At 47.2% G+C, this 25,992-nt stretch carries 24 protein-coding genes; 12 read left to right on the top strand and 12 right to left on the bottom strand.

The features are described 5' to 3' along the window. Positions 1–10 precede the first annotated feature (10 nt). From Q4Q57_RS12700 to Q4Q57_RS12685, 4 genes are all read right to left on the bottom strand, one after another. A complete protein-coding gene (locus Q4Q57_RS12700; RefSeq protein WP_259529005.1) occupies positions 11–2,044 on the bottom strand; it encodes a TRAP transporter permease in 2,034 nt (677 codons plus the stop codon). Positions 2,045–2,247: 203 nt separating this feature from the next. Beyond that, complete coding sequence (locus Q4Q57_RS12695; protein ID WP_006079923.1) at positions 2,248–3,204, bottom strand: TAXI family TRAP transporter solute-binding subunit; 957 nt, start codon at positions 3,202–3,204, stop codon at positions 2,248–2,250. A 280-nt stretch (positions 3,205–3,484) separates the two neighbouring features. After that, the gene (locus Q4Q57_RS12690) at positions 3,485–3,607 is read right to left on the bottom strand and encodes a hypothetical protein (protein WP_006079924.1); all 123 of its coding nucleotides are present in this window, start codon (positions 3,605–3,607) and stop codon (positions 3,485–3,487) included. 378 nt (positions 3,608–3,985) lie between these two features. Beyond that, complete coding sequence (locus Q4Q57_RS12685; RefSeq protein ID WP_311891025.1) at positions 3,986–5,494, bottom strand: helicase HerA-like domain-containing protein; 1,509 nt, start codon at positions 5,492–5,494, stop codon at positions 3,986–3,988. 238 nt (positions 5,495–5,732) lie between these two features. On the opposite strand from Q4Q57_RS12685, the gene Q4Q57_RS12680 reads away from it, so the two are divergent. The 4 genes from Q4Q57_RS12680 to Q4Q57_RS12665 all read left to right on the top strand — a co-directional run bounded on the left by Q4Q57_RS12680 (position 5,733) and on the right by Q4Q57_RS12665 (position 7,915). Further along, on the top strand, positions 5,733–5,972 hold the full coding sequence (locus Q4Q57_RS12680) for a hypothetical protein (protein WP_311891024.1): 240 nt from the start codon (positions 5,733–5,735) through the stop codon (positions 5,970–5,972). Positions 5,973–5,983: 11 nt separating this feature from the next. Further along, positions 5,984–6,409, top strand: coding sequence for a hypothetical protein (locus tag Q4Q57_RS12675; protein WP_006084327.1), 426 nt, complete (start codon positions 5,984–5,986; stop codon positions 6,407–6,409). A gap of 141 nt (positions 6,410–6,550) precedes the next feature. Then, positions 6,551–7,429, top strand: a complete 879-nt coding sequence (locus tag Q4Q57_RS12670) for a neutral zinc metallopeptidase (protein WP_311891023.1) — start codon at positions 6,551–6,553, stop codon at positions 7,427–7,429. A gap of 51 nt (positions 7,430–7,480) precedes the next feature. Beyond that, positions 7,481–7,915 (top strand): NUDIX domain-containing protein, encoded by a 435-nt coding sequence (locus tag Q4Q57_RS12665; RefSeq protein ID WP_311891022.1) that lies wholly within the window; start codon positions 7,481–7,483, stop codon positions 7,913–7,915. 25 nt (positions 7,916–7,940) lie between these two features. On the opposite strand, the gene Q4Q57_RS12660 is transcribed toward Q4Q57_RS12665, so the two are convergent. The 3 genes from Q4Q57_RS12660 to Q4Q57_RS12650 all read right to left on the bottom strand — a co-directional run bounded on the left by Q4Q57_RS12660 (position 7,941) and on the right by Q4Q57_RS12650 (position 12,645). Continuing rightward, the gene (locus Q4Q57_RS12660; RefSeq protein ID WP_311891021.1) at positions 7,941–9,140 is read right to left on the bottom strand and encodes an SAM-dependent methyltransferase; all 1,200 of its coding nucleotides are present in this window, start codon (positions 9,138–9,140) and stop codon (positions 7,941–7,943) included. Positions 9,141–9,463: 323 nt separating this feature from the next. Next, positions 9,464–11,440, bottom strand: coding sequence for a hypothetical protein (locus Q4Q57_RS12655; protein WP_311891020.1), 1,977 nt, complete (start codon positions 11,438–11,440; stop codon positions 9,464–9,466). Between the two features lie 254 nt (positions 11,441–11,694). Beyond that, positions 11,695–12,645 carry a response regulator gene (locus Q4Q57_RS12650; protein WP_311891019.1) on the bottom strand — a complete coding sequence of 317 codons (951 nt, stop codon included), beginning with the start codon at positions 12,643–12,645 and terminating at the stop codon, positions 11,695–11,697. Positions 12,646–12,838: 193 nt separating this feature from the next. Between Q4Q57_RS12650 and uvrD the strand changes: the two genes are divergently transcribed. Both uvrD and ubiA read left to right on the top strand, forming a co-directional pair. Then, positions 12,839–15,007, top strand: a complete 2,169-nt coding sequence (gene uvrD / locus Q4Q57_RS12645) for a DNA helicase II (protein WP_259504428.1) — start codon at positions 12,839–12,841, stop codon at positions 15,005–15,007. Positions 15,008–15,145: 138 nt separating this feature from the next. After that, complete coding sequence (gene ubiA / locus Q4Q57_RS12640; RefSeq protein WP_311891018.1) at positions 15,146–16,006, top strand: 4-hydroxybenzoate octaprenyltransferase; 861 nt, start codon at positions 15,146–15,148, stop codon at positions 16,004–16,006. Here ubiA and torT read toward each other — a convergent pair. Continuing rightward, complete coding sequence (gene torT / locus Q4Q57_RS12635; protein WP_311891017.1) at positions 16,003–17,121, bottom strand: TMAO reductase system periplasmic protein TorT; 1,119 nt, start codon at positions 17,119–17,121, stop codon at positions 16,003–16,005. The genes ubiA and torT overlap by 4 nt on opposite strands. Before the next feature lie 298 nt (positions 17,122–17,419). On the opposite strand from torT, the gene Q4Q57_RS12630 reads away from it, so the two are divergent. The 4 genes from Q4Q57_RS12630 to Q4Q57_RS12615 all read left to right on the top strand — a co-directional run bounded on the left by Q4Q57_RS12630 (position 17,420) and on the right by Q4Q57_RS12615 (position 21,212). Continuing rightward, positions 17,420–17,815 (top strand): VOC family protein, encoded by a 396-nt coding sequence (locus Q4Q57_RS12630; protein ID WP_311891016.1) that lies wholly within the window; start codon positions 17,420–17,422, stop codon positions 17,813–17,815. 34 nt (positions 17,816–17,849) lie between these two features. Then, entirely contained in the window at positions 17,850–18,899 is a 1,050-nt protein-coding gene (locus tag Q4Q57_RS12625) for a nitronate monooxygenase (protein ID WP_311891015.1), read from the top strand. A 221-nt stretch (positions 18,900–19,120) separates the two neighbouring features. After that, positions 19,121–20,038 (top strand): redoxin family protein, encoded by a 918-nt coding sequence (locus tag Q4Q57_RS12620; RefSeq protein ID WP_311891014.1) that lies wholly within the window; start codon positions 19,121–19,123, stop codon positions 20,036–20,038. A gap of 85 nt (positions 20,039–20,123) precedes the next feature. Continuing rightward, positions 20,124–21,212, top strand: a complete 1,089-nt coding sequence (locus Q4Q57_RS12615; protein ID WP_300477574.1) for an AI-2E family transporter — start codon at positions 20,124–20,126, stop codon at positions 21,210–21,212. Here Q4Q57_RS12615 and Q4Q57_RS12610 read toward each other — a convergent pair. After that, positions 21,209–21,505, bottom strand: a complete 297-nt coding sequence (locus Q4Q57_RS12610; RefSeq protein WP_261271757.1) for a helix-hairpin-helix domain-containing protein — start codon at positions 21,503–21,505, stop codon at positions 21,209–21,211. The genes Q4Q57_RS12615 and Q4Q57_RS12610 overlap by 4 nt on opposite strands. Positions 21,506–21,583: 78 nt before the next feature. Next, positions 21,584–23,644, bottom strand: coding sequence for a S9 family peptidase (locus tag Q4Q57_RS12605; protein WP_311891013.1), 2,061 nt, complete (start codon positions 23,642–23,644; stop codon positions 21,584–21,586). Positions 23,645–23,801: 157 nt separating this feature from the next. On the opposite strand from Q4Q57_RS12605, the gene Q4Q57_RS22105 reads away from it, so the two are divergent. Together Q4Q57_RS22105 and Q4Q57_RS12595 are read left to right on the top strand one after the other, a co-directional pair. Beyond that, positions 23,802–24,320 (top strand): DUF2975 domain-containing protein, encoded by a 519-nt coding sequence (locus Q4Q57_RS22105; RefSeq protein WP_409438192.1) that lies wholly within the window; start codon positions 23,802–23,804, stop codon positions 24,318–24,320. A gap of 2 nt (positions 24,321–24,322) precedes the next feature. After that, positions 24,323–24,550, top strand: coding sequence for a helix-turn-helix transcriptional regulator (locus Q4Q57_RS12595; RefSeq protein WP_220593080.1), 228 nt, complete (start codon positions 24,323–24,325; stop codon positions 24,548–24,550). A gap of 58 nt (positions 24,551–24,608) precedes the next feature. On the opposite strand, the gene Q4Q57_RS12590 is transcribed toward Q4Q57_RS12595, so the two are convergent. Together Q4Q57_RS12590 and Q4Q57_RS12585 are read right to left on the bottom strand one after the other, a co-directional pair. Further along, a complete protein-coding gene (locus Q4Q57_RS12590) occupies positions 24,609–25,187 on the bottom strand; it encodes a nucleoside triphosphate pyrophosphohydrolase family protein (RefSeq protein WP_311891012.1) in 579 nt (192 codons plus the stop codon). Between the two features lie 194 nt (positions 25,188–25,381). Continuing rightward, on the bottom strand, positions 25,382–25,966 hold the full coding sequence (locus Q4Q57_RS12585; protein ID WP_311891011.1) for a TlpA disulfide reductase family protein: 585 nt from the start codon (positions 25,964–25,966) through the stop codon (positions 25,382–25,384). Between the last annotated feature and the right edge of the window lie 26 nt (positions 25,967–25,992).

The following is a 25,992-nucleotide window of genomic DNA, read 5'->3' as shown; positions in this document are numbered from 1 at the left end:
TCCCAAGAGGTTATCCTTGCTCTGCTAGACGTTTGAGTTTGCGCGCGCGCCAACTGTGCTGCACGATAAACAACAGCGCGAGTCCAAAGCCGATTTCATCGCTCAATGGCGTCGCAAGGATCAAGCTCGCCCCCGCAAGGAAACCGATAACGCGTTCCCACCAGTAGAGTTTTTGTAGTAGATATCCGGTAAAGATCACCCCCCAAATACCAATACCGACCGTTGCCTTCAGTACCACAAAGGCCGTCGCTAATAAGCTATCACCTTGGAGCATTAAGGCTGGATCGTAAACCGCCATAAAGGGGATCACAAAACCAGCAATGGCGATCCGAATCGCCCAGAGACTGATCTTAAGCCCAGATTCCTTCGCAATCGGCGCTGCGGCAAAGCAGGCCAAGGCAACAGGCGGGGTGAGATCGGCCATGATGCCGAAATAGAACACAAACATGTGCGACACAATTAGCGGCACACCTAAGTCGAGTAATGCGGGTGCGGCTATTGAGCTGGTAATAATGTAGTTAGGAATCGTCGGGATCCCCATGCCGAGGACTAGGCAAGTGATCATAGTCAACACGAGTGACAAGAACAGGTTGTCTTGGCCAACGGCGAGAATGTAGCTTGCGAAAGTTGAAGCAATCCCTGTGAGTGACACTATGCCGATAATCACGCCCACTAAGGCGCAGGCAATACCCACAGGCACAGCATGACGCGCGCCTTCAACCAATGCGTGTAAGCAAACGGTGAGGGTTTCTTTGCCGCCCTTAATAAACCAACAAATGGCGACGAGCAGGGCGATAACCCCAAACACGACTCCGATCCCGAGTTGGAAGAAGCCAGCACACAACACCCCAAGGGCAATCCAAAAGGCAATCCGCATTGCCATTGAAGACAACCGCAGGACGATGGCCGAGCCTAAGATCACTATCGAGGTGAGGGCTAAACCAACCATGCCAGAGAACAGCGGCGTTCTGCCCGAAAACAGCAAGTAGACCAAAATAAACAAGGGGATAAGGAGATACCAGCGTTCTTTAATCGCCGCCCAAGGATCGGGACATTGATCTTTTGGCAGGCCACAAAGATTGGCGCGTTTGGCCTCTAAGTGCACCATCCAAAATACTGAGCAAAAATAAAGTAGTGCAGGGATCAATGCCGCTTTAGCTATCTCGATAAAGGGCACGTTAATGGTTTCGGCCATGATAAAGGCCACGGCGCCCATGATCGGCGGCATGATCTGGCTGCCCATACTTGAGGTCGCTTCTACGCCGCCGGCGAAGGCGGAGCGATAGCCAAATCGTTTCATCAATGGAATGGTAAATTGCCCTGTGGTGACGACGTTGGCCACTCCTGAGCCAGTAATCGTTCCCATCAGCGCCGATGACACCACAGCGACTTTAGCCGGGCCGCCAAGCTTGTGGCCGAACAATCCCATGGCAAAGTCGGTAAATAAACGGATCATTCCGGCTTGTTCTAGAAAGGAACCGAAAAGAATAAACAGGAAAATATACGTCGCCGACACATAGGTTGGTGTGCCGTACAAGCCTTCGGTGCCGAAGGCTAATTGGTTGATGATTTGATCGAAGCCATAGCCGCGGTGCATCAAATCGCCGGGTAGGTATTGACCCAATAAGCCATAGGCCAAAAAGATGCCACAAATAATAGGTAGTGCCCAGCCCATGACTCGGCGCGCCGCTTCAAATACCAATACGATCAAAGTGATACCTATCACCATGTCTGCATCGGTTAGATCGCCAGAACGTTGAATTAAGTCGGCTTCGAAATACCACTGATAAGCCGCCGTTGCCATGCCTGCTAAACCGAGTAGCCAAGCGAGCGGTTGCCAAGGTTGTGATTTACCTCTGGCGGGATAACTCAAAAAAACCACGAGCAGCAAAAAGCCAATATGGGTCGCGCGCAGCACTTGCGTCGACACGGGATGAAAAGCGGCAGTGATGATTTGAAAAATAGAAAAAATTAAGGCGGTATAGAACAGCGCCTTGGGCCAATCGCCAGTATTAGCGCTGAGACCTTGTTGGGGATCACTCATATTATGCCTCACAGCATTAGACTACAGAGGGCGATATATATACCCAAGCTACCTCAATATACGAGTTTCAGATCCGCTTCAATTCAAGGCGCATCAATGATTGAATTCTACCGTTTGAGGCTGTTTGGATATAAAAAGATGCCGTTATTCAACGGCATCTCGATCGCTTAGTTTGGAATAGGGTGCACAGATATCAGCAAAACTTAGAGTGCGCCCACTTCTTTGTAATAACGTTCTGCACCTGGGTGTAGCGGTATCGGCAGATTTTTCGTCGCTTTCTCTAAGCTAATAGATTTAGCGGCTGAGTGCGCGTTACCGAGACGATCTAAGTGCTCGAACATGATCTTAGTCATTTGATAGGCTAAATCGTCAGACACGCCGCTTTGCGTTACCAGCAGGTTTTGAATGGCAACGGTTGAAACGTCAGTGGTTTGGCCTTCATAGGTCGATGCTGGGATCACGCCATGTTGATAGGCAGGGTTGTTAATCTTAGCAATCACATCCTCTGGAATTTCAACAAAGTTGATTGCCATAGTCGCCGCTAAATCGCGGATGGCTGCCATACCGAGACCTGACGACTGCAAGGTCGCATCTAACTGACGATTTTTGATGAGTTCAACGGATTCGGCATAAGGCAAAAACTCGACTTTACCCATATCTTCGTAGCTTAAACCCGCTGCCTTGAAAATCGATCTGGCATTGAGTTCGGTACCCGATTTAGGTGCGCCGACAGAGATACGTTTCCCTTTCAAATCGGCCAAGGTTTTAATGCCAGACTCTTTATTGGCAACAATTTGAATGTAGTTAGGGTAAGCAGAGGCGAGCACACGGATTTTATCCAACGGCGTTTTAAAGCCTGCATCAATATCACCTTGGTAAGCGGCTGCGACTGAGTCACCTAGCGCGAGCGCTAATTCGCCACGACCCGCTTGCAGTAGATTGAGGTTTTCTACCGAGGCTTTGGTCGCTTGAACTGAAGTTTTAGAGCCTTCGATTCCAGTGCCATAGAGTTGCGATAGGGCAACACCAATAGGGTAATACACGCCACTGGTACCGCCAGTGAGAATATTGATAAAAGCGGGAGCTGCAGCCATAGCGGCAGCGCTGAGTGTGAGTGTCACGGCAGCGCCGACGGCGACAAAACGTTTTTTGATTTTCATTGTGAAATATCCTTATTTTTTATAATGTTATGTAGGGTCTTTCGAGCTTGGAATACCTTAGCCTGCTGAATATAACTACATAAAACCTGAAAAAGGTCAATTAGGCTATAGTCGATAGCTGCTACTTTTGCATCATAAAACGAAGATTTGAGGCGGTTTTGCGGCGGCGGTATCGTGGGGCTTAACGAGGTCGGTTTAAGGAAAAATGCACAATAAAAAGGGCTAACCTGAGTTAACCCTATTTGTGTTATTTGAGGATGAACCTTTGAATAACAAGACACTATTTAGTGTTATCTAAGAAACCTTTAGTGGCATTTTTCGCGTGTTTTGCTGCTTTCTTTTCTTTAGCAGACAACAGCGGTTGTTTCTTCGATTCTTTACGGTTTTTTTGCTCTTTACTCATATAAAACTCCATGTACTCTTTGGTTATTCATCAGGCTAATCATGTAAGCCGTACTCAATTGAACCTGTTCCATGATGTCCTGATTGAAGCGAAATTTTGATCTCGAATTACAACATTTTAAAATTACAAATATTTAAAATCATTGATAATTATCTGTGAATTTATTTGCCTCAATGAGCGATTACAGCAAAATAATCTTATCACCGAATTCCGTACCATGATCCATCTATCACTTAGAATAATTAACGCTAATGCTAGCGTTAACCTGTATAAGAAATATGCGATCTATAACACTGTACTCCTATTTTCATTCGAGTTTGTCATTTTGTGCGATCGAATTAGTGGGCTCGAACTAAAGCTTCACTTAGCACTATATGCCTAGCGTCGGCTCGATTTACCTAACATCCCGCCTAATATGCCGCGCAAAATTTGTTTACCTAATTGGCTGCCGACAGTGCGTGCTGCTTGCTTGGACAAGGTCTCCGCTAAACCTTGGCGGCGTTTATTACCAAAAATAAGTTCACTGAACCAACCTTGTTCTTCGGCTTTTTGACCCGTTTGGCCATCATTTGCTGTATTACTTGCTGTGGATGTGGGGTTGCTGGTGGCAACGCCGGTACGTCTTTGGTTAAGCAGTTCGTAGGCCGATTCACGGTTGATGGAATGATCGTATTTGCCACCAATCGGGCTTTGGGCGCGGACTTGGTATAATTCCTCACTCGTGGCGGGTCCCATGCGACAACGCGGCGGTGCGATGAGTGCGCGCTCGACCATAGTCGGCACGCCCTTGTCGGCCAACATAGACACTAAGGCCTCGCCCACGCCGAGCTGGGAAATAACCTCACTGACTACCAGTTTGGGGTTAGGCACAAAGGTTTCGGCGGCGGTTTTGACCGCCTTTTGATCTCTTGGCGTGTAAGCTCGCAGGGCATGTTGAATGCGATTGCCTAATTGCCCGAGAATTTCGCCCGGCACATCATCAGGAAATTGCGAGCAAAAATAAACGCCTACGCCTTTTGAGCGAATAAGGCGCATGATCTGTTCGACGCGTTTTAATAAACTCGGCGGGCAACCTTCAAAGAGTAAATGGGCTTCATCAATAAAGAACACGAGTTTAGGTTTTTCGGGATCGCCGACTTCGGGCAAATTCTCAAATAATTCTGACAGTAGCCAGAGTAAAAAACTCGAGTATAAACGGGGTGTTAAAATCAGCTTATTCGCCGCTAACAAATTGATGATGCCGCTCCCTTGCAAATTAGTGCGCATTAAATCTTCAAGCTGTAACGCGGGTTCGCCAAAAAAGTCTTTGCCGCCATCGCGCTCAAGTCCTAGCACTGAGCGCTGAATCGCCGCGAGGGATTGGGCGCTGATCAAACCATATTTGGCGGAGACTTCTTTGCGTTCCTCGGCAACCAAAGCCAGCATGGCCCGCAGATCATCTAAGTCGAGCAACAATAACCCTTGGTCGTCTGCCAGTTGAAACACTATGTCTAAGATACCGCTTTGGGTGTCATTTAATTCTAAAATTCGGCTGAGTAAGGTTGGGCCCATTTCGCTGATGGTGGTACGCAGTGGATGGCCTTGAACGCCCGCTAAATCCCATAACACCACCGGGTTGGCTTCGTTGTGATAATCCTCTATGCCAATTTGCGCCGCCCTTTGTAATAGCTTTTCACTTGGGGTGCCCGCCATCGCCAGGCCTGAGATATCACCTTTAACATCCGTGATGAAAACCGGCACGCCTTGGCGCGAAAAACCTTCGGCTAGGCTCATCAGCGACACGGTTTTGCCTGTCCCTGTAGCGCCGGCAATTAATCCATGACGATTAGCATACTTAAGATTTAAGTGAACCTGTTGATCACCTTTCCCAATCAATAGAGTATTCAAGGGCATTCCTTATGTTAACTTTAGCGTCTGCACATAGATTGCAGAGCCTTATTTAAGCCACGGTAGTGCGTCGTATATGGGTATAAAAATTCACCATTGAGTGTTGGCCTTAGCGTAATTTATGTCAACATAGGGCGCGAATAAGCTTGAGATTACTGAGCCTGCGCGTGGGATTGGCAATATGCTCCTTGCTGGTGGATAAAATGTGTTATTTTTGTGATCCACTGAGGCGTACTTGATGATGAAAACCCCGTTGATTATGCTGGTCTTGTGCTCTACTTTGTCGACGTCTGGCTGCGCCGAATTAGCGTGTTCTGCCAGAACTGATGTCGATCCCTATGAGCCCATGCGAGATAAACAGCGCTGTGTCGCCGAGGCGGATAAAAATCTCGACGAGTCCCAAAAGGCAAAAGCAGCGGAAGAAAAACAACGGCTGAAAACGGCCATAGAACAAGCCACTCAAAAATCGTTAATTTAGAAAGGATATCTATGAAAGGTGCGGGCGGAACACAGGGCGGGACGGGACAATTTTTTATGGGTCTGGCCATGATGTGTGGCGGATTTTATTTATTGTTCAATGCAATACAAGTGAGCTCTAGCTTTGGGCTGGGCTATGGTTTATATCGAGTGAATGCCTTTGGGCAAGGCATGTCGATTACCACAGGCATGGTGATGCTACCGTTTATTATCGGCATTGTGATGGTGTTTTTTGACGCTAAGAGTAAGTTAGCTTGGCTGCTGAGTTTAGGTTCGCTAACGGCCTTGATTGTGGGGGTTATTAGCTCGATTCAATTCCACTTTAAATCTATGTCGGCCTTTGAACTTATCGTGATCCTCGTTTTGGCTTTTGGTGGTTTAGGATTGTTTTTACGCTCACTGAAAGATGCGCCCACAAGCGATACACAAGCGAAATAACCACTAGACACTTAATCACTAGACTCTTAACCACTAGGCGCTAGAGTGCAAATACGAAATAGAGCTGTGCATCTAAGCGGCTCAAATAGCGATGTAACGAACGGTTTAACGAAAGTTTTAACTACTGAGTGAAGGAATGCGATGCGCTGGCGTGACACTGACAGAAGCTCCAATATCGAAGACAGACGCGGCCAGCAAATGGCATCTGCGGGTGTGCCGAGTGCCTTGTTACTCAGGTTCTTGCCCTTTTTGCTGAGAACTAAACTTGGCCGCGTGGTGTTGCTCATTGGCGGCATTTATATTGCTTTTCAGTATTTTACTGGTGGCCTGTCACTCGACCCCAGCACTCAAACTAATCTTAGCCAATCCCAATCTAGCTCAACAACAGCGGTACAGGATGAAAATGCCCAGTTTGTGGCGGCCATTTTAGGTACCACAGAAACCGTTTGGGGCCAGTTACTCAAGGGGCAATATCGAGAGCCTAAGTTAGTGCTTTATCGCAATATGACCTCCACTGGCTGCGGTATGGGACAGGCGCAGTCTGGGCCTTTCTATTGCCCCGCCGATAGCAAAGTGTATATCGACCTTAGCTTTCTTGATGAGCTTAAAACCTTAGGCGCGCCCGGCGATTTTGCCTTTGCCTATGTGATTGCCCACGAGGTAGGCCACCATGTGCAAAACCTGCTGGGCACTAGTACTAAGGTGCGCCAAGCGCAGCAATCTGGCAGTAAAGTGCAGGCGAATCAATTGAGTGTTGCACTTGAATTACAGGCAGATTGTTACGCGGGGATTTGGGGGCATTATGCCAATCAACAACTTAACTTACTTGAAGCGGGCGATTTAGCGGAAGGCATTGCCGCCGCCAGTGCTGTGGGTGACGATCGCTTGCAACAGATGGCGGGTCGTGCCGTACAGCCCGATGCTTTTACCCACGGTAGTTCGGCACAGCGGGTTAAATGGTTTAAGACGGGGTTTGATTCGGGTAATCTCGCCAGTTGTAATACCTTTGCGGCGAAGTGATTTTGTTTAATATCTCAAATACGTACCGAACATAAATGCAAGGATAACTGAGTGGCCTTTAACGATACCTTTAGACTGAGCAGCCACGCGGTTATCACTAATGCGCAGGGGAAAGTGCTGTTGCTTAAGGCCAATTACGGTAACTTTGCTTGGGGTTTGCCCGGTGGCGCACTCGAGCCCGGTGAAACGATTCACGAAGCCTTGGTGCGCGAATGCCAAGAGGAATTAGGCTTAAGTGTGCAGGTTAACTATTTGAGCGGCGTGTATTATCACAGCGCCTATCAATCCCAAGCCTTTATTTTTCGTTGTGAACTGCTATTGCCTGATGGGCCTGAGGTGGCAGAAGGTGAGTCATTGCCGATCCACTTAAGCCACGAACATTCAGAGTTTGCCTTCCACGATATCGACACCCTTAGCGCGGTTCAGCAGCAAAGAATTAAAGATTGCCTCAATTTCAACGGGGTTGTCATGAGCGCAAAGTTTTAATGCTTTGCCAGTAAACCGCCGGCCGTTAATCGGCTTGGGTTTGCGCGAGCAAGGTTTCTAAGCAATGTTCCTTGATCCCGTAATAGGCTTTAATGTCAGCAATTTGCGCGAGGATTGCGGCGCTGTCTTTCTGATTATGTTGTGGCTTTTTAACGGCCAAAATCATCTTATTTTTATTGGTATGTTCTAGGCTGATAAATTCAAACACCTTAGTCGCATAACCATTGGCTTCCAAAAATAGCGCACGTAATGAATCCGTCACCATTTCAGCCTGTTGGCCCATGTGCACCCCATATTGCAGCATAGGTTTAAACAATTCTGGGCTGTGCATCTGCGGGCGAATTTGTTTATGGCAGCAAGGCGAGCACATGATGATGTCGGCATTGGCGCGAATACCATAATGAATCGCATAGTCAGTGGCGATATCGCAGGCGTGCAGCGCGATCATCACATCGGTTTGTTTAGGCGCATGGGTTCTCACATCGCCGCAGACAAACGACAATCCTTGATGATCCAGCGTTGCCGCCGTTTCATTACATAAATCCGCCAAGGCTTGGCGTAATTCCACCCCAGTCACCTGCGCATCATTATGTAGGCTGTGGCGCAGGTAGTCATGGATTGCAAAGGTGAGATAACCTTTACCTGAACCAAAATCGACCACATTGATCGGTTGGTCATTCTTGTGGGGTGAGGCTTCGAGTGCTTGGCTGAAAACCTCAATAAATTTATTGATTTGTTTCCATTTACGCGACATCGCAGGGATAAGATTATGTTGGCTGTCCGTCACACCTAGCTTGGTCAGGAAGGGCCGTTCGATATCCACAAAACGTTTTTTCTCACGGTCATGTTCTAATGGCGCCGCGACGGTTTGTTTAACGTTATGTGTGCTGATTTGGACTTTGCCTTTTTTGCTGATCTCAAGCTGAACTTCTGCCTCTGCCGTAGCTAAGTGGGCACTCTTAAAATCGCTACCGAGTAACAGTTTTATGCTGGATAAGCCTTCGTCATAACTCAGGTTTTTAGTGATGTGATTCGTCTGGTGTTGATACACAAACGACAGCATAGGCTCATTTTGCAAGCTAATCGGCCGAATCGTAATGCGCTGCAGGCTTTTATCTGCCCCTCGGTACTTACTCAACAATAGTTTGATCAGACTATTCTTCGCCAAGCTGTCAGCCAAAAGCTGGTAAAAATCATCAAAAGAATTAAGCGCTGAATGGGACATTATTGTTTCCGAAAAAGTAACCAAGAAAAACAGGGTGAGTATTCTAACCGCGATCCGCCGCTACCTAAAGTTATTCTCATTGAAAGGAGGGTTTGGGTCTAAAGCATTGCCCATGTCTGGCTATGTTATTGCCCCCACATCTTCAAGCTAAATACTAAGCCGTAAAGGATAAAGGCGCTTTGGATAGTGAACCAAGGCGCTCCCGTATCGCGATTGCCCGTTTTTGCGAGAGTAAGCGATTAAACAACAGGTGAGATAAAGCTAAAAAAAAGCGTCGGACTGCTTGCACTTGCACAGTCCGACAAAGTGGAAGATCTATTTCGTTAAGGTTGAGTTGGTGTTAGCTCTACTTGCCAAAGGGAGAGGTTATTGGCGGTGTCAGTGATGCTGACTAATGCCCTTTGATTCCCTTGACAGGATTTGCCGAGCAAAGGACTAATGGTCATAGTTTGGGTGTTGCTGTAACTAAAGGTTGCTGTACCTGCGGTTGTTACTGAAAAATTGGTGTTGATTTGAGTATTGCTAGTCACTTCAGTTAAGTTCACATCACCTATGGTGTCGCCAATTTCATTCTCTGCAAGATTTTGAACCAACATAGTGTAACGCGCGCCGCAACGATTATTACCGAAACTCGTTATACAGCGATTCTCAGTGTCGCCCGTGTATTCCAAGTCAAATTGCAGCGGTTTATTGACTATGTCAGCACTGATAAAGCCTGAAATATCTCGCACTGAGGTAATTCTACCTAGGCTTGTTCCTGCAGCCGAGCTTGGTTTATCCACAAGTTCTGAGACAAAGCCACCAATATAATCGAGTGAAAAAGTGCCGCCATCAGCACCATTTTCAACTGCGATCATTTCTCCCCAAGCAGTGATCTTGATTGATGAAAATAGGTAGTTATCCGATGAATCAGCATCATAGAGTCCATTTGGGCCATCTGATTCGACTGTGGCAGTAAATTTATAGCCGCTAGCATCTTTGATATAACGGCCAAACTCACCAGACTGCGCCTGCGGTGATTTACCTTCGTAGCTATCTGTATTCGCTGTATGGGCAATCACATAGTTTTGATTGGGCAGGAAGGTGACAAAGCTGTCATTATCAGCTTCAGTATCAAGTACGTGCCAAGTACCAATCAGCGGATCGTTTTTATCTTCGATACGTGTGAGGGTAATGTCTCCTGCAGTATTGTCGATAAAACTCACCGTCAGTTTATCTAAATTCACGGTCGCGTTATTGACTGTGCTTCCTTCGTCATAAAACCCTCCTGAACCATCGGATTGTGCAATTATGCTGACACTAAAATTGCCTGTTTGTGAATCCCAGGTGTAATGACCATATTCCACCGATGCAGCGCTTTGACCACCGTCACTTTCATGCTCGTGGATCATGATGTAGCTAGAATGGTCTTTAAATGTCAGCACAGTCCGTTGGCCATCACCTTCGGTGAATAACCAGCTGCCTAAAAGTAAGTTACGATTTGAACTGTCAAAGTGTGTTAATGCTTGAGTCTCGCTGATTAACGTTAAGCCTGAGTTCTTGGTCGTAAAGGCTGCATTGATGTTGGCATCGAAATCAGCACTGGTGATATCGAGCACGGTATCGGCTAACAGTTCGTGGCTTGTTGCCCTCACTTGAATCCCATTTTCAACATCGCAATCCTTATCTAAGGTTTGTAATAGCTGCAGGATATTAACTTTGGTGACTTGGTTACCTGCGGCAATTTCGGTGGGCGTGATCAAGTTGGCCGCTGCCGTTGCTGGGAACATAATCGCGCCAACGGAGAAGGTGACATGCTCACCTTTAAGGTATTGATATTCACCGATATCACTCGTGATTCCTGCTTCTTTGGTTTCGGTTTGGTAGTTAATGCCCGCGACTGGGCTGTCCCTCAGTATTCCGGTTAGCTCAGCATTGGGATTATCTTCGCAGGTGACTAAAGTGGCGACCGCTGTTGTCGCATTTAAAGTGCCACTGCCATTAGTTACGCTGCAAGTTTGTGCCGCAGGTTGAGTGTTAACAGTAATCGCAAAGCTAATGCCTTCGTCTTGCATGGTGGAAAATGTAAAGGCTTTATCTGTGCCATCACTTTGAATCGACAGTGTTTCTACTGCTTGACCATTTTTTTGTAATTCGAGCTTAACTGTGTCAGAAAGCCCTTTCACATTGCCTTTTATAGCAAGCTGCGGTGTCGGGGGCGGTGTCGGTGTGACTTCATCATCGTCATTGTCGTCACCACCACAGGCAGTCAGTATTAGTCCTGCGAGTAGCGGAATAGCAAGGAGGTAGGTCGGCTTCATTATATCAATTCCTTTTATGAAACTTAGGTAGACGTATTGAGTTACGGAGCTAAATCCACAGGCGCTTTCATTGCTTTACTGCGGTTTATGCTGAGCAATCGATATACCGAAGGCATAGAACAGTTATCGATAGAAAAGGTATATAACGGCTATCTTAAATCTGTCTTTGAAATCTATTGATTAAATTTGAATGCTAAACTTATCAATTAGTTACTTGATAGCTTTAGATGATGACTAATCTGCTGAGTGCAGGGCTAGTGTGGGGACGACTCTAAATCAAAGGAATCAATAAGCGGGGTCAAGTGTTGGTATAAATCTTCTGCTTCGACGGCAATGTCATTGGCGCCATGTTCGCGGGCTTTTTGCCTTAACGCCTCTGAGGGCATAATGGTATATAAGTAAATGGGGGTTGGTATGCCAAGTTCCCTGATCATCCGTATCATTTTTAGGCCCGCCAAAGGATCGGCTTCCCGTCCCATATCGGTAATAATGGCATCGTAGCGATAGAGACCTAGTAGCGTGAGGGCATCTTGGGTTGTTTGTGTGGTGTACACCCCAATCTGTCGTTCTTCGAGGTATTGCCGTTCAGTTTGATTATTCTCAGGATGGTCATCCACCCAAAGGATCCTTGCTTTGACATTATTGGGTTCTGCTAACACTAAGGGATTGGCACGCTGAGTTTGCTGGTGGCTAGCCACTGCAAGCGTTATCGCAACGGACGCGATAAATAGCCACAGATAACGCAAGTTAACTCGTTTGTAGCTTGGCTGGGTTTGATTTGGGCTTTGCTGCTGATTACTATCAGATTGCTGTGTTTTACTGGAGTCTAGATTGACTGTCGGGGTGTCGGTATTCTGCGGCGCTGCGGGTTGTACTTCATCGTTCTGTGAACTGAGTATGGCGGCAATATCGTGGGATAAGCGGTAACCTCTGCCGTGTAGTGTTTGGATTATCGGAATATCCAATCCTGCTGAAGTGAACAATTTGCGGGTATCTGAAATTAACCTAGCTACCGACCAGCTACTCACGACAGTATTAGGCCAAATTTTTTCGAGTAAAAATGCTTGGTCACAGTGTTCCGGATAGGCTTCAATCAAGAGACTAATAAGTAGGATAACGCGTTCATCACAGTTAATGCGTTCACTATTGCAGTGCAGAGTGCGGTTTTGAACATCCAGCATAAACGTGCGAAAAGTATAATGCATTCATGTCCTTTAGCGTAACTAAGCCTACGTCAGCTTAGAACAGTTCTAAATGTTAATTATTTGTTTGATTCTAATTCAAGCGAAACTTAGCCGTTTAGTCAACTTGATTTGTGCTTATGTGGCGGGCAAAACTCGTGGCGTGTCATGGTGAGTTCTTCTGTTATAATGCCCCCTCGATTTTTTGGAGGCGAGAATGGACGTATCTTCTTTACTAGACGGCCTGAATGATAAGCAGCGCGAGGCTGTCGCGGCACCGCAATCTAGCATGTTAGTGTTGGCGGGCGCGGGCAGTGGTAAAACTCGGGTGTTGACCCACCGCATTGCGTGGCTGATGCAGGTTGAACAGCAGAGTCCTTACTCGATTCTCGCGGTGACATTTACCAATAAAGCTGCGGCTGAGATGCGCGAGCGAGTTGAAAAAGTCGCTGGCACCAATATGGGCCGCATGTGGATTGGCACTTTCCACGGCTTGGCGCATCGTTTGTTACGCACTCACTTCCAAGATGCGGGTTTACCGCAAAGCTTCCAAATCCTTGATTCTGACGATCAAGTGCGTTTGATCAAACGTATTCTTAAAAGCTTAAATTTGGATGAGAAACAATATCCTCCACGCCAAGCTCAGGGTTATATCAATGGTAAAAAAGACCAAGGATTACGCCCTAAACATATCGATGCGGGCGGTTTTCCGCTTGAGCAAAATCTGCTAAAAATCTATCAGGTTTACCAAGAGTCTTGCGATCGCGCAGGTTTAGTCGATTTTGCCGAAATCCTATTACGTGCCCATGAGTTATGGCTCAATAAGCCGCACTTGTTGGCCCATTATCAAGACAGATTTAAGCATATTTTGGTGGACGAGTTCCAAGATACCAACGCCATTCAATATGCGTGGATCCGCGTGCTCGCTGGTCAAACTGCCAATGTGATGATAGTCGGTGATGACGACCAATCGATTTACGGCTGGCGCGGCGCTCAGGTTGAAAACTTACATAGATTCTTAAAAGATTTCCCGAGTGCGACTACCATTCGCCTCGAGCAAAACTATCGCTCTAAGGGCAATATTCTTAAAGCGTCCAACGCCTTGATCGCCAACAACCCAGAACGTATGGGCAAAGAGTTGTGGACGGATGAAGCCGATGGCGATCCGATTTCGCTCTATTGCGCTTTTAATGAAATGGACGAGGCGCGTTTTATTGTCGGTCGGATTAATGATTGGCACGAAAAGGGCGGCAACCTCAGTGATTGTGCGATTTTATATCGTTCTAACGCTCAGTCGCGGGTATTGGAAGAAGCCTTGTTACACAAAGGCTTAGCCTATCGCATCTACGGCGGTTTACGCTTCTTCGAACGCCAAGAAATTAAAGATGCCATGGGTTACCTGCGGCTGATAAATAACAAAGACGACGATGCGGCGTTTGAGCGTGTAGTGAATACGCCGCCCCGTGGCATTGGCGATCGCACTTTGGATATTTTGCGCTCCACCGCGCGCCAGCATGAGTTAACCCTGTGGCAGGCGAGTGTGCGTTTGCTCGACGAGAAAGTGCTCGCGGGCCGCGCGGCGAATTCTGTGCGTGGTTTCATGGACTTAATCATGACCATGCGTGAAGACACCCAAGATATGGTGCTGTATCGCATGGCCGATACTGTGATCCAAGCTTCGGGTCTTAAGGCCATGTATGAAGCCGAAAAGGGTGAAAAAGCCCACGCCAGAATCGAAAACTTAGAAGAATTAGTCACAGCGGCGCGTACCTTCGAAATGCCAGAAGAGCTAGAGGACATGGGCGAACTTAACGGTTTCCTCTCCCACGCGGCGCTCGAAGCAGGCGAAGGCCAAGCCGATGCCTTTACCGATGCGGTGCAGCTAATGACGCTGCATTCTGCCAAAGGGCTAGAGTTCACTATGGTGTTCATGGCGGGCGTAGAAGAAGGGATCTTCCCGAGTAAAATGGCACTCGAAGAGGGCGATAGACTCGATGAAGAACGCCGTCTCTGCTATGTGGGCATGACCCGCGCGATGGAAAAACTCTACATTACCTATGCGGAATCACGCCGTATTTATGGCCGCGAAGATTACGCTCGGCCATCGCGTTTTATCAAAGAGATCCCACCGCAATATGTGGATGAAATCCGCCTCAAGGCGCAGGTTTCAACCCCAATGGCCAATAATCGTTTTAGCACTCAAAAGTCGGCTGCCACAAACGATACCGGTTTTAACGTCGGCCAACGAGTCAATCACCCTAAATTTGGTGAAGGCAAGGTGACCAACTTTGAGGGCAGCGGTGCCCAAGGGCGCGTGCAAGTCAGCTTTACTGACTTTGGCAGCAAGTGGTTAGTCGTGGCTTACGCTCGTTTAGAAGCGCTGTGATGACTGCCATCATCACGATAAATGTCAGCTTTTTGTGACACGCTTTTAGGGGATGAATTCGCATCGGGAGAAGCATGGGTATATGATGCTAAGCCTGAAAACGAGTGGAAACTTGAGGGTATTGGGAGTACCTAGTTAATGAATTTAAAGCAAAAGTGGGATGTGTATTCCCGTCTTACTCGAATCGACCGTCCAATCGGTACGCTATTATTGCTGTGGCCATGTTTGATGGCGCTAATGTTAGCTGCGGGTGGCATGCCGGATCTTAAGGTCTTGGTTATCTTCATTATTGGCGTAGTGATCATGCGTGCCTGTGGCTGCATTATTAACGACTATGCCGATCGCGATCTCGACTCTTTTGTTGAACGCACTCGATCACGCCCGCTAGCCAGTGGCGAAATCAGCACCAAAGAAGCGCTGATACTGTTCGTCATTTTAGGTTTATCCGCTTTTGGTTTAGTTTTATTACTCAATGGATTAGTCGTTAAACTATCCGTTGTTGGCATTATCCTCACGATTATTTATCCCTTCACTAAACGCATCACCAACATGCCGCAGATGTTTTTAGGCATAGTGTGGAGTTGGTCTATCCCTATGGCTTATGCCGCGCAAACGGGTGAAGTGCCGATGGAGGCTTGGTGGTTATTTGCCGCCAATTGGTGTTGGACTGTCGCCTACGACACTATGTATGCCATGGTCGATAGGGACGATGATTTAAAGGTGGGCATTAAATCCACTGCGATTTTGTTCGGTGAATATGATCGCCAAATCATAGGGTTATTTCAGCTTGCCGCCTTGGCTTGTTTTATCGCCGCCGGTTGGAGCGCTGACCGTGGTTTGCTGTATGGTTTAGGCATACTGACTTTTGTCGGTTTTAGTACTTACCAGCAAATGCTGATTTTTGATCGTGAACGAGCCCCTTGTTTTAAAGCCTTCCTCAATAATAACTGGGCAGGTTTAGCCTTATTTGTTGGGCTGGGTGCGGACTATTTGATTTAACGAGTACCGTTTACGCTGGGCAGATCTTGATGGATCATCCATTGATTTTCCGGCGCTAATATTTGTTCTAAATCAATCTGGTGGATGTTGTCTTGGGAGATGACCTTGATAACAGGGCTCACTCTGCGGGGATAAGGCGCACCTTCGAGTGCGCGCAGCGCCAGATCGATAGCAATTCGAGCCTGCAATACCGGTGAGTCACTGACTGTCGCGAGTAGCTGCTTTTTCTGCACTAATTCTATAGTTTGCGCATTAGAGTAAAATGCGATGACTTTGCCGGTTTGATTCCGGCGTCCATCTAAAAAGCGCGCCGCGAACGTGGCCGCCACCGCATTGGCAATTACATAATCTACGCTTTGTTTTGCAAGTACTTTTCGCACCAGATCCGCTTGAACAAATAACTCCGTCGTACCGTAACCGCCTTCAATTGTGTCGAACTCTTGTTTAGCTGCCGCTTGTCTAAATCCTTGTTCCGCCGCCATCACCCAAGATGCACCCTTAGGCCCAGGAAACCACGCCACCTTAAGCTTAGGTGACTCCTGATTGATAGCTTCTCGCTGCTGCGCCGCAATATATTCTGTCGCCGCAACGGACATATCTTCAAAGCTGACTAAGGAGCGACTCGTGAGTTTGTCGGTCGCGATACCATTGACTAAATCGATAACCGGAATGCCCGCAGCGCTGAGCTGTTCAATATCCGCAATCAGTCCGTCAGCGGTATTGGCGGCAATAATATAAGCTTGAGCCTTGAGTGCATAACAATCATGGAGTTGCTGTCTTTGCTGCTCAATCTTGTCATATCCACCAGCATCATAAATGCCAAGCGTTACCCCTTGGCGCTCGGCTTCTTGTGATAATCCAAAGGCGACGCCCCACCAATATTGATCTTTACCGTGGGGAAGTAAGGCGCAGATCCGCCATGCTTGATTGGCCTTAGTGAGTGGCGTGTAGAGGGTCTTTTGACCGTCGGCAATGACATCGGCGGGATACCAAGCTGCCTGCACTGCAAAGACGAAACAGCTAAGGGTTAAGAGGAGGCATATCCTGAGGGAACGGGCGAAGAATGCAGTCAAGTGCATAGGCTCATCATGGTAAGTGAACAGTGAACTAAGCATAGAACAAGGATCCGTAGTTGCTTAATCATAGTTAAATAAAGCTAATTTATTGTTTAATAACAAGCGTAAAGCAGTACTGTTATGGTTTGGCCGCAAAGATATAAAATGACTTAAACGCCGTGGGGCAACGCATCCGCAGGCTTTACGCTTTGACTCGTTCACTGAATGTTTAAGTTTACATTTTACGTTGAAGGCTTAATGGCCGCAGGCTAGTTTTCGCCCTCGTGCTTGGTCTATAGTGCATGACTTATAGTGGCTTTCTATTGTCAACATCATGCTTGGGTAACAAGGAGTCGTTATGTTTATTCCGCCAGGATTTTCACGGGTTAGCCCGTATATGATTATCAACAATGCCGATAGTTTAGTGGCCTTTATGCGAAAAGCCTTTGATGCTAAAGCGCTACATATTTCCCATCGATTGGATGGCAAAATAGCCAATGCGCAGATGCAAATCGGCGACTGCCTATTTATGTTAAGCGAGGCGAGTGAAGCGTTTCCGCCAATGCCTGCATCCTACTATTTGTATGTGGAAGATGCCGATAAATCGGTGGCTCAGGCGCTCGCGGCTGAGGGCGAGTTAATCATGGAAGTGGCGGATAAACCCTATGGCGATCGCCAAGGTGGAGTGCGTGATCCCGTGGGTAATTTGTGGTGGATCTCCCAGCGTTTAGCCGCAGGGCCATATCAGGATTGATCGTCAAGTGATAACCAGTCAAAGGAGGTGATGTATGCCGTGCCAGTTAACCCGATTATTTGGAATCGAATTGCCAATTATTCAAGCGCCGATGGCGGGTGTTCAGGGCAGTGCCTTAGCGATAGCTGTGTCGCAAGCGGGTGCGTTGGGATCTTTGCCCTGCGCCATGTTATCCCTCGAAGCCTTAGATGCCGCGTTGACACAGATCCGCGCCCAGACGACTAAGCCCATCAATGTAAACTTCTTTTGTCATCACGAGCCCGAACCGCAAGCGGCGAAACAAGCTGCATGGCTCAAGCAACTCGCGCCTTATTTTGCTGAGCTAAGTATCCATCCTGATACCCAAACTGCGGGAGCACAACGCGCGCCCTACACGAGTGCTCAGGCTGAAGTGTTAGCTAAATTCAAACCTGAGGTTGTGAGTTTTCACTTTGGTTTACCCAATGAAGACTTGTTGCTGGAGATAAAATCTTGGGGATCTAAGATCATCTCGACGGCGACCACAGTGGAAGAGGCGCTCTGGTTAGAAGCGCGTGGCGTAGATGCCATTATTGCGCAGGGCTTAGAAGCGGGCGGCCATAGAGGACATTTCTTATCCGATGATTTGACTGAGCAACTCGGCACTTTTAGTTTATTGCCGCAAATCATTGCCGCCGTTGATGTGCCCGTTATCGCAGCAGGTGGCATAGTCGATGCCAAAACCGTGCGCGCCGCCATGGCGATGGGTGCTTCGGCGGTGCAAGTTGGGACGGCCTATTTACTTTGCCCTGAATGCACGACTAGTGATATTCACCGCGCCGCACTGCAAAGTGACGCGGCGCAGCATACGGCTTTGACTAACTTATTTTCTGGCCGACCCGCCCGTGGCATAGTAAACCGTTTTATGGCAGAACTTGGACCTATCAATAACGCCGTACCGGATTTTCCGCTCGCCTCAAGTTCCGTCGCAGGATTGCGAAGCGCCGCCGAGCAACAAGGGTTCGGTGATTTTAGCCCGCTCTGGTGCGGCCAAAATGCAACCGGCTGTCAGACTATTCCTGCCGCAGAGCTAACAAGACAATTGGCGTTAGGCTTGATAGTTTAAGATGTTGTATTAATAGACGATTAATACTCATTGATATGCTCACCAAGGCTTACATTTTACATGGCTAAATTAGCGGATTGTTAGTTTATACTCACTGGTTAAAGGTTGGCTGCTGGGTAGACTGTCACTCCCTTTAATTATGTATTTTCTGTGTAAATGGCTGCAAATCACTGGCCCCATAGTCGTGGATGCGAGTGATCTATCAATTTAAGGAAAACACTATGTTGTTACGTCAAATCATTGTTATGTGCCTTGCCGTCGTGAGTTTTGCTACGTTTGCGGGCGACAAAGCCTATCAAGATATTGCACTTAAAACCTATCCCGATCAGCAGCAAGTGACCTTAGCCAGCGTTGCGGGTAACAAGCCGATATATCTAAAGTTTTGGGCAACTTGGTGTCAGCCCTGTATGGAACAAATGCCGCATTTTGAAGCCTTACAGAAGAAGTATCAGGACAAGATTAATATCGACGCAGTGAACATCAATATTAATGAAGAGCAACCTAAGATCGCTGACGTTATCGCGCGCTTCGGGCTAACTATGCCAGTGTGGTTGGATAATGAAGGTGAGTTGGGTGTGGCTTTAGGCTTGGTCGGCACGCCCTATAGTGTATTAATCAATCGTGCCGGTGATGTGGTTTACACTAGCCACGAGTCAGATGCTAATTTAGATAAATTTATCGATATGTTGGCGAATGGCCAAGAGTTGACCGCGCAGACAACAGAGGCGCCTAGTGCCGAGCAAACGGCTAAGTTACTCAAGCCTTGGGAACAAGGTGAGCATCTACTCTTTTTCACCGCAACTTGGTGTGATTGGTACTTGGCAGAGAGCCGTCCAGAAATGTCGAAAGAGTGTATTGCCGTCCAAAAAGGCTTAAATAATCTCGCGCAAAAAGTGCCGAATAAAGCGTGGCACGGTGTGGTCAATCACCTGTGGACAGACGATAAAGCACTCGAAGATTTTAAGCAGCTTTATCAGACTAAAATCGATTTTAGTATCGATGAGTTAGGCGTGTTATTTAATCATTTTAAAATCCGCAATATCCCGACGTTACTTTGGGTTAAGGACGGGAAAGTCATTCAGCGCATTACCGATTTTAGTCAACCAGAGCAGCTCGTTAAGCAACTCTCGGCGCAATAAGCTCATTTCAACTGTTAGGCTTTTGATAGAATGCCGAGTGTTTTCGATCTTATCGTTGGATTGTATTGTGGGGAGTGTTATCACTATGACGCCGATTTTCAGTAATGCCGCGATTGGGCGTAGTTTATTGATTTTGCTCTTATGCGCTGGCGTGTTCTTTTTTATCGACTTTTTAGTGCCTGCCTTAGCCGCCTTGATTGTGTGTTTTTCGAGTTGGCCTCTTTATCAAAAACTATTGGCAAAATGCGGTGGTCGCTCGGCGTTGGCGGCAACCATTGCCCTATGTTGTATTGTGCTCGGGCTGATTATCCCGCTGGTGTTTGTATTTTCCTATGCGTTACAAGAAATTAGAACTTGGGTTGATTGGTTGGTGTTTACTAACCAACATGGTTCGCCCGTGCCCTTGTGGATCAAAGATTTACCTTGGATGGGTGAATGGTTAACCCTGCAATGGCAGCAATTTATCGGTGAACCCCACGAGCTAGGCAAAATCATCAGTGCCATCAGTGGTCAGAACCTAAGTGGCATTTCTCGCTGGGTGCTGCAATTAGGCTGGAACACGCTAGGCCTGCTACTGACCTTACTCTTTATGTTGATCACTTTGTTTTTCCTCTATAAAGATGGCGAGCAAGTGGCCAAACAGCTGGATATTGTCGGCGAGCGAGTATTGCCCGCCCGCTGGCATAGCTTCTCCCGTGTGGTGCCTGCTACGGTCAGTTCGACTGTGATTGGCATGACGCTTATTGCGATCGGTGAGGGCATAGTGCTGGGGATTGCCTATTGGATAGCGGGTGTGCCTTCGGCCGTGGCTTTTGGAGTGTTAACCGCCTTTATGGCCTTGGTTCCCGGCGGCGCGCCAACCATGTTTACCTTGATTTCACTCTATCTTGTCGGCACTGGCGATATGACGGCGGGCGTCGGCTTATTCCTTTGGGGCAGCATAGAGCTGTTTATTGTCGATAAAACCTTAAGGCCTAATCTTGTCGGTGGGCCGATTAAATTGCCTTTCTTACCGACTTTTTTCGGCTTGATTGGTGGGGTGAAAACCATGGGCTTTGTCGGTTTGTTTGTCGGCCCCGTGTTGATGGCGCTGTTAGTTGCTATCTGGCGTGAGTGGTTAAGGGAAGAACCTGAAATAATACAAAGTGATAAACAGGCGGGAGCTAAAAGTTAAGGTTTAGTCTGCCCTAAGGCATTTTTGCGCTCATCGGTGTAAAACCACCAAGGTTTAGCATCTTCGCCCGCCATAAAACGGGTGATGGAGATAAACACTTCGATCATGCAAGGGTCGTGTGTTTTTCCGGTCAAATGATTGAGCGCTTGATACAGGTCGTAGGGATTTTGCCCCAGCAGTTGCTCAGGTTTATCTATGCCGAGCAAACGTAAATCCGCCGCACAGGCTTTGCCAATATTCGGCAAATCAGTTAATTGCTTCACCTCGGCACGCACTACTTTCGCAGGATTCATTTTTATCCCTAAGCAAATGAAATATAAAATCTAGGCTAGTTTGCCGCCTTTACCTTCCTTGGTAAAGACGGCAAAAGCTTAGAGTTTACTGATATCGACGTTCAAGCTGTCTAAGTGTTTTAGAATTTCAGGGTTCACATTAGTATCGACACGCCCGCCTAAATGCTCAGCAAAAAACTGTTCAGTGGCGACAATCGATGCCAGCTTGTTGGCGCGTTTACTGAATCCATGTCCTTCGTCTTTTGCCAATACGTACTTAACGGGTAAAGATTTTTGGTACATTTTCTTGGCAATATTGTCCGATTCAATTTGGGTGACGCGTGGGTCATTTGCCCCTTGGATCAGCATCAATGGCGCCTTGATGTTATCGACATAGTTAATTGGCGAGCGTTTTTCCATATCTTGTTTCTGCTCGGCAATTTGCGGATCACCCACCGACTCAAACCATTGGCCTAAGTAGGGGCGCCAATAGTCGGGGAAGGAATTCATTAGCGTTACTAGGCTCGATGGCCCCACATAGGAAATCACTGCTTGGTACAAGTCGGGTGTAAAGGTTGCGCCAGACAGCGCTGCATAACCACCGTAGGAGGCACCGAAGATCCCTAAACGCTGTTTATCGGCAATGCCTTGTTCGACTAAGTAATTGGCACCATCGGTGAGATCGTGCTGCATGCTGCCAATGCCCCAGTTACGGTTACCTAGGTTTAAGAATTGCTTACCGAACCCCGTTGAGGCGCGGAAGTTAGGTTGCAACACCGCATAACCACGGTTGGCATAGAACTGGGCAATCGCGTGGAAGTAGCCCGAGTCGAGCGTCCAAAAATCCCGTGCCCAAGGGCCGCCATGGGGCAAGATAATGGTCGGCAGCTTAGTCTGTTTATCCTTAGGCAGCGTTAAATAGGCTTGGATTTTTACGCCGTCCCGCGCGGTATACACAATCGATTGGCGTGGCGAGAGTTGATCCGCAGGAATGCTGGCTGGAATGTCCGCTAACAGATGGATATTCCCAGTGGCGGCATTGTATTGATAGTCCGCGCCTGCGGCTCTGTCGCTGGCGACATGGATTTGCCACAGATGGGTTTTCTCGTTCATCTCGCCAATCGTGATTTCAACATCTTGATTAAAATGACGATTAATCATATCCCAATGGCGGGCAAACTCGGCATCTAAGGGATAAACCCGTAAGCGACCACCGTAGTAAGCCACAGCTAATGGCTCGCCCGCATCGTTAAATTGCACCGAATAGACGTCGGCCTCGTTGTCGGGATCCTTGTGTAGGGTTTCATATTTACCCGTCATCAGGTCGACTTTCAGCAATTCCTGCTTATCGCGATCACCGATATTGGCGCTGATATAGGCGAGTTTTTTGGCATCGTTTACTTTAAGAATATCGATGCTCTCGCCCTTGGCGCTTTGAATTATCTTGCGCCAGTTGCCGTCGATCAGCACATACAAGGCATTGGTGTTATCAAGATTACTGCTGCTGGCAATCACAGATTTACCCAGCTTGTTAAACCTCACTTGAGTAAAGCTCAGCTCATTCTTCAGGATTAGGGTTAACTTGCCATCGTGGATGTTGAGCAGATAAATATCCATACGGCTCGAATCGTCGTGGTTGGCTTGAACAACCAACAAATCGGGATTGTCTTTTACCTGCTCGAGCACGCTGTATTGCACATCGTCCTTATGGGTTAAGCGCTGCTCTTTGGCGGTGATTTTGCCGGCATTTTCCTCAAAACTCAGCTTATAAATCTGGGTGTTTTCATTACCGCCTTTGTCCTTCATAAAGAACAGGTCATTGCCCTTGGCTGACCATTCGAAGTCGCGAATAGGTTCGGCGGAGGTGGTGAGTGGCGTAGCGCTGGCAAGGTCGGCCTTATCCGCCATCAGGAAGATATTGCTGGCCCCTTGATACTCCTTTACAAAGGCGAGCCATTTGCCATCATCGGACATTTTCAGATGGCGAATGCTTTGCTCGTTAAAGAAGTTTTCGATGGGAATTAACGGCGCTTCGGTTTGCTGCGTTTCGGCAATTTGAGGTTGTGCATTTGGGGTATCAGCAGTGCTGCAACCCGTAAGTAGCAGTGCGGCGGCAATGGCAGCACTGCATAACTGACTAGCGAACGGAAATTTTTGCATTGTTATAACCTTGGCCTGTTGAAATTATAAACATGCTAATACGAAAATTAATTATCGTAAAACAATAATTTTATATTTCTTTGTAATATTTTTTGTTGAAGGTTTATACTGGCGCTCGTTCGCTATGAACGGTTTGGGTTGATGTCTGGGTGAGTGGATGAATCAAAATTTTGAAAAATTAATAAAAATCAGTGAATTTTGTCGCTGGCTGGTGCTCTTTTCTGCGGTGGCCATTGTCGGCTACCTGATTTATTGCTATTGGGCCTACGACGATATCCGCTTCAATAGTAGAAACACCCAGTTACTCGAGTTATGGCACCTCGCAAGCGCTAACAGAATGTTGTTGCTTGCAATTCTAACCCCTTTATTTATCACATTTTTATTAGGAGTATATTGGCTGCAACGGCTCTTATCCTGCTATCAGCGCGGCCTGTTTTTCAGTGATGAGAGTATGAAATGTTATCTGTGGCTAGTGTGGTTAAAAGTGGCGGCCTTAGTGTTCGAGATGCTGCAAACCTTAGGCATTGGCTACTATCATCAGTCATTTTTTGAGGATGGCCGCATCGAATTAGTACTCGATTTTGGCAACATCACCACGATTTTATTGATGTTGCTCATAGTGTATTTGCTTAAAGCCGCCCGCGATTATGAGGCGGAAAACCAAGAGTTTGTGTGATTTTGAATATTATCGTTAATTTAGACGTCATGATGGCGGTGCGAAAAGTGAGCTCCAAGGAGCTTGCCAAAGCGGTGGGCATTACCGAGGCCAACTTGTCCCTGTTAAAACGGGGCAAAGTCAAAGGGGTGCGTTTTGATACCTTGGCGAGTATCTGTGAATACTTAACTTGTCAGCCGGGAGATATTTTGGAATACCGCAAGAATGCCGAGCAAGACGCGTCGGATTAAAGGAAGATGCCTAGGCTGCATGCTGTTTCGACATGCTGCGCAGCCTAGGTTTGCGGTTTTACGCTTTTACTAGCTGAGTTAAATCCGCAGGGCGGTAGTAAACCGACTTTAATACCTTGCCTTGGCGCACCACTTTACCCGCCATTTCTACATCTTTGGCGCATTTGGCTATGATGAAGTCGCCTTTTTTGCTGCCGACAATTTCAACACCTTGCTCGGCATAAAAAGCAATTGTTTCAGCAAGTTCCTGCTCATTACGGCACACTTTGCTCATGTTACTCGAATGCACTTCGTCCCAGCAGGCGATAAAGTCAATTTCACGGTTTTTAGCCACACACAGCAGTAAGTCGATAAGGTAGCTGATCTCTAGGCGGTCACTCACTTGGGCCGCGCCTAAATGTACTAAACGCCCCATTAATACATACACAGAATCGACAATGGCATCGGCCTGCTCGATACGGCTATCGGCTTCGGCAAGTTCAGTTAACTCTTCAATAATCAGCGAAGTATGTAAAGTGTCGGCCTTGTCATCTAAGGAATTAACATCATTAACGGGCAAGTCGAAGGTGCTGCGAAACTCACTGATATCTCGATATAAGTGGTCATAAATAGGTTGAGTTAAGCGGGTGAGTTTCATTTGGATTGCCTTGGGATCAATAAACAATAAGTAGTGGGCGGCAATTTTAAAGAAATGCGCCGCAGAATACAAAGTTCAGGTATTTGCTCTTAAGTGTAAAAAATACCCGCTGCAAATTCGGGTGCAGCGGGTTTCGGCAAATGTAGGGTGGGCTACCGAACGGAGATGTAAACTGGCTTTTTAGTACAAAATGATTACTGGCCGTATTTAGCGATTAATTTATCAAGATAAGGGATGACGTCTTTATCGCCCCAATCGAGATACCCGCGTACGAAACCAACAAGATTACCTTTAGCATCAAAAAAATACGTCGCAGGAACGACGTTTGCAGGAATGATCTGTTCTATGTTTTGTGTTGGATCGAACCAAGTTTGGTAGTCGCTAAAATTATGTTGAGTGAGGAAAGGTCGCACATCCTTAGGTTCCTCATCGATGGAGATTGGGACTATGGCGATATTTTTCCCTTGATATTCTTGTTTAAGATGTTGAAGCTCTGGGATTTCACGCAGGCAGGGGGCGCACCAAGTTGCCCAAAGATTAACGAGAACCAGTTTACCTTGATGTTGTTTTAGGGTTTGAGTTTTTCCCGCTTCATCAATGAAAGGCACATCCGGTACGCCGCGTGCGTGCTGCATTTCAACGAAGCCTGTCATTACCCTAGGTTTAGGAATCGCTTCGCCAGTGTCGTAAAGCTTATTCTGTAATGAATGGGCTTGGACTGAGTTGTTTAACAGGACAAAACTGCATAGCAGAATGAGTCGCATAGAGCATAGTTTCATGGTGAATCCTTAATTTGAGATAGGGA

The sequence above is a fragment of the Shewanella sp. SP2S2-6 genome (genome assembly GCF_031931965.1).
GTDB classification, from domain to species: domain Bacteria; phylum Pseudomonadota; class Gammaproteobacteria; order Enterobacterales; family Shewanellaceae; genus Shewanella; species Shewanella baltica.
This window is presented reverse-complemented; position numbering and strand designations above follow the sequence as displayed.